Annotated in this window: 4 protein-coding genes; all 4 read right to left on the bottom strand. The window is 46.3% G+C overall.

Annotated elements, in window-relative coordinates; all coding sequences use genetic code 11:
- Positions 1-90: 90 nt before the first annotated feature.
- Positions 91-1,785 (bottom strand): pyridoxal phosphate-dependent decarboxylase family protein, encoded by a 1,695-nt coding sequence (locus MiSe_RS46185; protein WP_226593631.1) that lies wholly within the window; start codon positions 1,783-1,785, stop codon positions 91-93.
- Between the two features lie 1,917 nt (positions 1,786-3,702).
- Positions 3,703-4,704 carry a formylglycine-generating enzyme family protein gene (locus tag MiSe_RS46180; RefSeq protein ID WP_444980641.1) on the bottom strand — a complete coding sequence of 334 codons (1,002 nt, stop codon included), beginning with the start codon at positions 4,702-4,704 and terminating at the stop codon, positions 3,703-3,705.
- 352 nt (positions 4,705-5,056) lie between these two features.
- Positions 5,057-5,932 (bottom strand): HAD family hydrolase, encoded by an 876-nt coding sequence (locus MiSe_RS46175; RefSeq protein ID WP_226593627.1) that lies wholly within the window; start codon positions 5,930-5,932, stop codon positions 5,057-5,059.
- Between the two features lie 595 nt (positions 5,933-6,527).
- The gene (locus tag MiSe_RS46170) at positions 6,528-7,436 is read right to left on the bottom strand and encodes a sulfatase-like hydrolase/transferase (RefSeq protein ID WP_226593625.1); all 909 of its coding nucleotides are present in this window, start codon (positions 7,434-7,436) and stop codon (positions 6,528-6,530) included.
- Between the last annotated feature and the right edge of the window lie 148 nt (positions 7,437-7,584).

Below are 7,584 nucleotides of genomic sequence, written 5' to 3'. Positions count from 1 at the left end.
AGCTTGCACAGCTATTCACAAAAAGGATGGTTATTCGTATGCGGCATAGACCTTGCCCCTCCTTTCCTCTCACCGCCAAAGGTCGTACCGTTATGGCGGGAGTCTCCAGGAGGGAAGACAGATGAATTCAGGTTCAACGTTCTCATCTGGATAATCCGTGGGACGGAAACCACTGGTGTAGCTGATGTAGGGCGCGTAACTGCCTTCGAGCAACTTACCTTCCCGGTGCCACTGCCAGAGCAGATCTGCCACATTTTTCTGCAATTCGTTATTGGCTTCCAGTTCTGTCAGAGCAGCGGGATTGGTCAACTCCCTGTTGTATTGAGCTTCTGCATCAACTCCCTTTTTGTACACCCGGAACAGGGTGACGAAGCCTGAATCTTCTTCGTTGACACAGACTACCGTTGGCTCCTGCTTAATCACCTCATGGCGCAGGTAGTGTTGCAGTTCTAGGATGCCTCCCAGAATCGAGCGAAATCCCTCATAGCCCATGAACTTCAGCGTCGCCCAGGCTGCCATTGAGTAAGATCCGGAACGGGAAACTTCCAAGGTATAGAGTCCGGGGTTGTAGCAGGTGCGAGCTTGGAGATAGGCGGAACCCGGGCGACTCAGGAGTTCTTGGAAGCGATGCAGATCGCGAACCATAACGACGCTGCAATTGTAGGTTGACCAACCTGTCTTGTGGAAATCGCAGCCAATGGCATCGGCGTGGACTACTTTGCTGATGGCGTTGTAGTTTTTCAGGATATCAGCTAAAACCTTTGGTGCAAAGCCCAAGGGATTCGCCTGGAAGTCATACCCTTTGAAGGTGAGCCAAGACCACCCAATCACTGCGTCGGCGTAGATCAGGGGTCGTCCAACACCGTCGGAATGCTTGTCCAGGGGATAGAGTTCATCCACCAAGTCTCTCACTTTGTCGATCGGATCGACCGCAAAAGCATCGGTTGTGCCCATTGTGCAGACGATCGCAGCAATCGGTGTTCCCGCAGCATGGAGTTCTCGCACCACCGATTCCAGGTGTTCAAAATCCATTGCATTGGTCTCATCGGTGTCGATCTCGATGAAGTTCTCCATACCCAGACCAGTCCAGTCTGTGGAATTCATTTTGCAGTAGTGACCCTGCTGAGACACCAACACCTTGGCATCGGTGCGAATGCCATTACACCGGGAATCCATGCCCAAACAACTGGTCAAAGCGTATTTAATGCCATAAAAATAGCAGCCCGATCCGCCAAAGGTGAACAGACCACCTGCCTCGTTTGTATCCCAGCCAATCAGATCCGCCAGGATTGCAGAGGTCTCCATTTCAGTCCGCTCCACATCCCAGGCATATTCCCCTTCAATGATGTTGGGGCTAAAAACCTGGGTCATCATCGCGGCAACGATCGCAGCGGTGTTAGCAGGCGGAATCACGTTCGCCATCACCAGCGGATGGTTCCAGTTGGGCATTCCCTTAAATAGATCGGCAGCTTGTTGCAGCACCTCCGACACCGGAGCCATGTTTTCCCCCAGTCTGGCTTTGGTAACATCGCCATAGTGAGGACCAGAGGGATCGCCCCCCAGATAGCCTGGGGTTGTTGCGGGGGAAGAAGTGGGTTTGGGCGGCTTGAGGCGATCGAGATAACGAATTGCCTCACCCACCAGATAGGCAAAGGGATCCGAGGTATCTGTGGAATAGTAGGTGGGGAAGGCGCTCTGCATGTCTGCACGTAAAGCAGCCCATCGGGGCGCACTGGCTTGCACGCTTCCATCGTTGTTCCAATTCGCCGCAAATTTAGAAACCATATTTGACTCCTACATCAATTTCACAAAGTAAAACATCGCCATATTTGTAGCGCGGGCATTGCCCACCCGGAGGCACGATTGACGATGCGATCGCGAAGCAACTACCAAAACTAACAACTTGAGTTATTTATCGAGTTATTAGCCATGGTTGTATTTGATTTTCCTCATGCTAATCTTTCCAGCTAATAGTCAAGACAAGCCATAGGGACATCCCCATTGCGATCCCTATTTTGATGGAACAAGTCATGACAATAAACTCCTTAGATCCCGGTCATATTTTCGAGATCAGAGAAATTCATCTGATGCAAAATCTAGCACGATTATGCCAATCTTCAGCTAACCGCAATCATCGTTAACAACACTTACAATAAATTTATTTTAGGTTAATATCTGTTTAATTCCCGTCAGATGGTTGACAGGGAAATCAAGGGATGATAATATATTTAATCCGAGTTATAAATTGTGCCAGTGCTAATGGCTAATAGCTAATTGTTAATTAAATTAAAATGGGATGCAGTATGGAAAATTACCGATTAAATTGTGCCAGTGCTAATGGCTAATAGCTAATTGGTAATTGGATGAAAATGGGATGCAGTATTGACAATTACCCTCGTGGCCACGGGTCTGCCTGGGAAGGCCATTACCTCAGTCAGAAACCGGGTTTCTGAGTAGATTTCTCGCTGTATTACCCACGATTTTTCAGATCGCCCTTTGTTTCTTTAGCGTCAAACCCGCGATTTTTCAGAGAAACCGGGTTGGTTTGGCTCGATGTAACTAGCAACTTGGGTTATATATCTTTGATTTGGGCAAGTTATTCAACCAAGTTGTTAGTTATATCAAATCCGGTTGCATCGGAATCATTAGCTTTATTGGTAATTGCTAATTGGTAATTGCCAGCTTGCTAATTGCAATAAAAGCCCCTACAGGTCGTAATTACGATGCAAACGGAAACGATATTAACGCAAGTTGCTAGTTATCTTTTTAGGGCCCAAGACAGGCTAATGGCTAATAGCTAATGGCTGGGAGAACCGAAAAATATTCCCATCAGCAAGCTGGCAAGCTTGCAATGCGAGCAACCCACGATAGTCATAACTAGCAACTTGGGTTATTAGTGGTTGAAATCGCCTTCAAACCTTAGACTTCTCCAAACTTTTCAATTCTTCAGGGGTATGGCAATCAGGACTTAGGCAAAGTTTATATATGTAGGGTGGTCTCTTCGCGCAGAGTACGGCACCATCACAATATATTTAACCCAAGTTGCTAGTTATAACTTGTGGCGGTAATTGCAAGCTAGCAAGCTTGCAAGCTTGCTAATTGGGTTAACAGGCTTTTGCCTTCTTGACAACTACCCATTAGCCATTAGCCATTAGCCATTACCAGTACCGCTTGATGTAACTAGCAACTTGCGTTATTTAGTGTCTTTGCGTAATATCATGTCCGGTCGATTACCCTGAATTAGGAGTAGGGAACATCCAACAGCTGCGTGAAAAAACTTTTACAGCGGATTGCTTTTCGTGTGAGGTACAGCCCTTGGGCTTGGCAGCAGTGTGCGCTGCCCGCACACTGCTGCCAAGGTGTACCTCATACGGCTGCAATCCGCTGTAACCAATTGATGTTCCCTACAAGACAACGCACAAGAGAAGGTTTTTATTACGGGTGATTCAACGCACATGATATAAATCGCCAGGCAAAAGAAGTGCCCAATCCGTGTCAACCTGAATCAAATCCTTGGCAAAATCCCCGGACCGTGGGATTGGGTCATTCCGGGGGTCCCTTCTGGTTCACCCGTGGGAATATCAAGATCCCACCGGAGATGATATGATATCGTTGACCGTTGCATCGGAATTACGACCTGTAGGGGCTTTTTCCCAATTAGCAATTAGCAATTAGCAATTAGCAATTACCAAGAAAGGCCGATCATTCCGATGCAACGGTCGATGATGTGACTAAGCGAAACCCAATGTGCGTTGTTCCGGTATCGGGGGCTTGAGACTCCCGCGCTGCCGGTCGATAACGACTACAGTAATTCTTGGCACAGAGGAAAGAGCCACCTTTAATCACATGCAAAGCACCTTCACTGGGTTTGTTCGGATCGAAACTGGCGGTTTTGTCAGGTCCGAGGGGGTTGAGACTATGAGTTTTGCCCGAGTGTCCCACACTATACCAATCTGAGGTTAATTCCCAAACATTTCCTGTCATGTCATAGAGTCCATAGCCATTGGGAGGAAAGGATTCCACAGGTGCAGTCCCTAAATGACCATCCTCTTTGGTGTTGAAGAAGGGAAATAAACCTTGCCAAGTATTGGCTTTTTTAGCAGAATATTGATTACCCCAAGCAAAATCTTGATTTTGAAGACCACCTCGTGCTGCATATTCCCACTGCGCTTCTGAGGGGAGAGATTTGCCAACCCAATTGGCATAAGCAACGGCATCATCATAGGCAATATGAACTACAGGATAGTTATCTTTACCGACAATGTTGCTATCTGAACCATAGGGATGTTGCCAGTTGGCGCCGACTACCCAATGCCACCAACTTAAATAAGCAACCTGTTGTATCCCTTCCTTGGGAGGCACAAAGACGAGGGAACCAGGTTGTCGTTGTTCATCGGTTAAGTCTGGAAATTGTTCTTTGGATAAGGCGCGTTCCGCAATCGTTTGGTAACCTGTAGCTGCGACAAACTTACGAAACTCTGCGTTAGTGACTTCGTGGCGATCGATACAAAAACTATCCACCGTCACATCCGCTGCGGAATGCTCTGAGGGATAGTAGGTATCTGAACCGATGGTGAAAGTGCCTTTGGGAATCAAAACCATGCCTCTAGGACAGACAGTATCTGAGGAGGCAGAATTAATAGGTGCAGCATTCAAGGGGGTAGGGAAGCTCAGGAATAGAATCGACACTAAACAACAGACCATCGTTAGGGCAAGAATTGCGCCTCCTCTTTTCGTTGACAATAAACACGAAAGTTTTGTGATTTTCCCAATTTGTTTGAACATAGAAACCTCATGATTTAAGGTGAAAGGGAAGATCCCGGATAACATTCAGTGTAAAAAAACCTCATAAACAATAGTCAATGTTGTGGAATGTTGTTTATGAGGTTTCGTTTTCAGTAGTTCAGTTCAATAGACCTCTTGCATAAATCTGAGAAGGGTGAAGCATTGGCGGATAAAAATCCTGATTTTACCAGTGATTTAGTCGCGCCAATGCTTCACCCCTACAGCCAAAAACCGACTTTTGCAAGAGGTCTAATGCCGATAGGAAACACGATCATTCCCAACCAAAAACTTTGATGAAGTCATTTTTCATGCTAATGACACTCCAACCACGCACATCTGCCTCAGTGAGAGCGCACTCAGCACCCTCGTCATATTGATATTCCCGATCGGGATCGTCATGGTGAACCAGCATCATTAAATCGTGACCTTGGTGATCATCTGTATACTGCAACATTTGCAAATCCCCGTCGGAATTGCCGACAGCCATAATTGGTCTTTTGCCAATATAACGCTCGATTCCTACAGGCTTTCCTTTTTTATCGTTCATGGGCTTCACTAATTCATTAATACGCACCAAAACTGGCTTTCCCTCTCGCAATTCAAACTTGGTGAGAATAGCTGAACCAATTACATTTTGCGGTGGAACGCTATAAGCATCTTCCGCAAAGGAGCGAATAAAATCGATACCGCCACCGGAAGAAATATAAACTTGAAAATCATTTTGCCGCAGATAATCGAGTAATTCGATCATCGGTTTGAAGGTCAATTCAACGTAAGGACGATCAAAACGTTCATGCTTGCTCGTAGTTAAAAAATTCCGAGCTTCTGCTTTATATTCGTCTACAGTCATACCCTCCTTAACCTGACCATCCATAGGGATCAGTTCTTCTACTGTCAAAGAAGTAGCTCCTTTCTCCGCTTTTTCAGAACAATTAGGTTGGTGTTGACTATAACGGATAAAGGACTCTTGGAAATAGCAGGGTTTTTCGGTCCAGAGAGTGCCATCATTGTCGAAAACAGCGATGCGATCTTTCGCCTCAACGAAATTAATATTTTTCGGATTTTTCACATCTGCGACGAACTTAATAATGGTGTTCTTGATTTCTCCATCTTGCCAGGAAGGAAGGACAGAAAGTTCTTCAGCCATTGCGGCAGGGCAGCTTATTGCGCCGATCAAAACGAAGCAGGATAAGCAGCAGGAAATTAAATTTCTGAGGGTCTTACTATTCATACTTGCGATTTACTCACTGGGTAAATGAATTTTGATGAACCTGAGTTCGATCTAAACTGGAAGCATTAATTTTCCCTGTACCATCGGAGACTGAAACCCTGATTCTTTCTTTGAGAAGTATCTTACGTCGAACTCAGGTTGATGAAAGAAAGGCTCAGTGATGTTAAGTTAGTCCATCAATCTGTAGGGGAGGAAATTCCCACCCTACAGACTCACTAAGAAGGTGTGTTAGAGGAAGCGATATAGCAACCGCCAAGGCGCTTAGGACAAGGGGCTTAAGCCCCTTGTTAAAATTTGCGACCTTAGAATGTCCTAACCGCTGTGGCGGTTGCTATAACACAACCGAACTTGTTCCCAGGGAAAACATAGAAGAGGTAATAAATACCCTGTCAATTGAATGGACGATCGGCTAGATTGGCAAACTTCTGACTAAGCAAAAACCCTCAATCTAACATCACAAATCCAAAAGGCTATCTCCTAGTTAATAGCCACGTCCTGAATTTTAGGAACTTTATTCAGGAAGTTTGTCAATGATATCGTCAACCATCTTGTCAAGATCCACTTTAAAGGGACGCTGACTGGGAGGATACTGTTCAAAGGTCCCCAGGAATTTCTTAACAAAAGTATTGGCTGGCAGGAGGAAATAGGCCCGACGAGACCACCATTCGTTGTAGTTATTAGAATCCGTATCTGCCCGTTCGTAAGGATCTCGACGCAGGTTAAAGATTTTCCCTAGCCGCAGCTTCACAAAGGGATCCCGCCAAACATCGAACCCGTGGGATAGTTGTTCCGCAAAGACTACTTTCCAATCGTCAAGCCGAACCCCCACTAGTTGAGCATCATCGTTGAAGTAGATGAATTCCTTGCGCTGTGCTGGTTCTTTCCCAATTAAGTAAGGGAGTTGATTGTATCCATCTAGATAGGTTTCACAGAGATTTGTGGACTCATCCGCCGGACAATCCTGCTTCAGCAAGTCTTTGAAATCAGCCCGACGATCGAAGTTGCTGTAATCCCCTGTTGCTGCCGCCATCAGCGTCGGCACCCAATCCAAGTGCGAGAAAATCTCGTGAGACACAGTTCCTGGTGGGATGTGACCAGGCCAGCGAACCAAAGCTGGAACGCGGTAGGCACCTTCCCAGTTGGTGTTCTTCTCGCCTCGGAAGGGGGTTAGACCTCCATCAGGCCATTGGTTGTTGTGAGGGCCGTTGTCTGTGGTGTAGATCACGATCGTATCGTTAGCAATATGTAGATCATCAAGCAGCTTGAGTAGCTGTCCCACATGACCGTCGTGTTCTACCATGGCATCATTGTAGAAGTCCTGACCGCTGATTCCCTTTACCTCATCCTTAATGTGGGTATAGAAATGCATCCGGGTTGAGTTAAACCAGACAAAGAAGGGATCTGGCGTTTCTTGGTTCACCGCGTTTTGAATGAACGTTTTTTTGAGCCACACCCCGCTCTAAAGAGACGGGGATTCAGGCCAGGAATTAAAGTTAGCTTTTCGCTCATCAATAGCTATCTGGCTAACCGTTTCTGGCTTCATGCAGAACTGCTCTGAGGGTGAATGA

The organism is Microseira wollei NIES-4236 (genome assembly GCF_020521235.1).
In the GTDB taxonomy this organism is placed as follows: Bacteria; Cyanobacteriota; Cyanobacteriia; order Cyanobacteriales; family Aerosakkonemataceae; genus Microseira; species Microseira wollei.
The sequence above is the reverse complement of the archived record's forward strand: the minus strand, read 5'-3'. Positions and strand labels throughout refer to the sequence as shown.

What these genes read in the sequence shown, in the direction of transcription:
- MiSe_RS46175 (WP_226593627.1), bottom strand. Translation starts at nt 5,932, where the DNA reads ATGGCTGAAGAACTTTCTGTCCTTCCTTCCTGGCAAGATGGAGAAATC.
- MiSe_RS46185 (WP_226593631.1), bottom strand. Translation starts at nt 1,785, where the DNA reads ATGGTTTCTAAATTTGCGGCGAATTGGAACAACGATGGAAGCGTGCAA.
- MiSe_RS46180 (WP_444980641.1), bottom strand. Translation starts at nt 4,704, where the DNA reads ATGGTCTGTTGTTTAGTGTCGATTCTATTCCTGAGCTTCCCTACCCCC.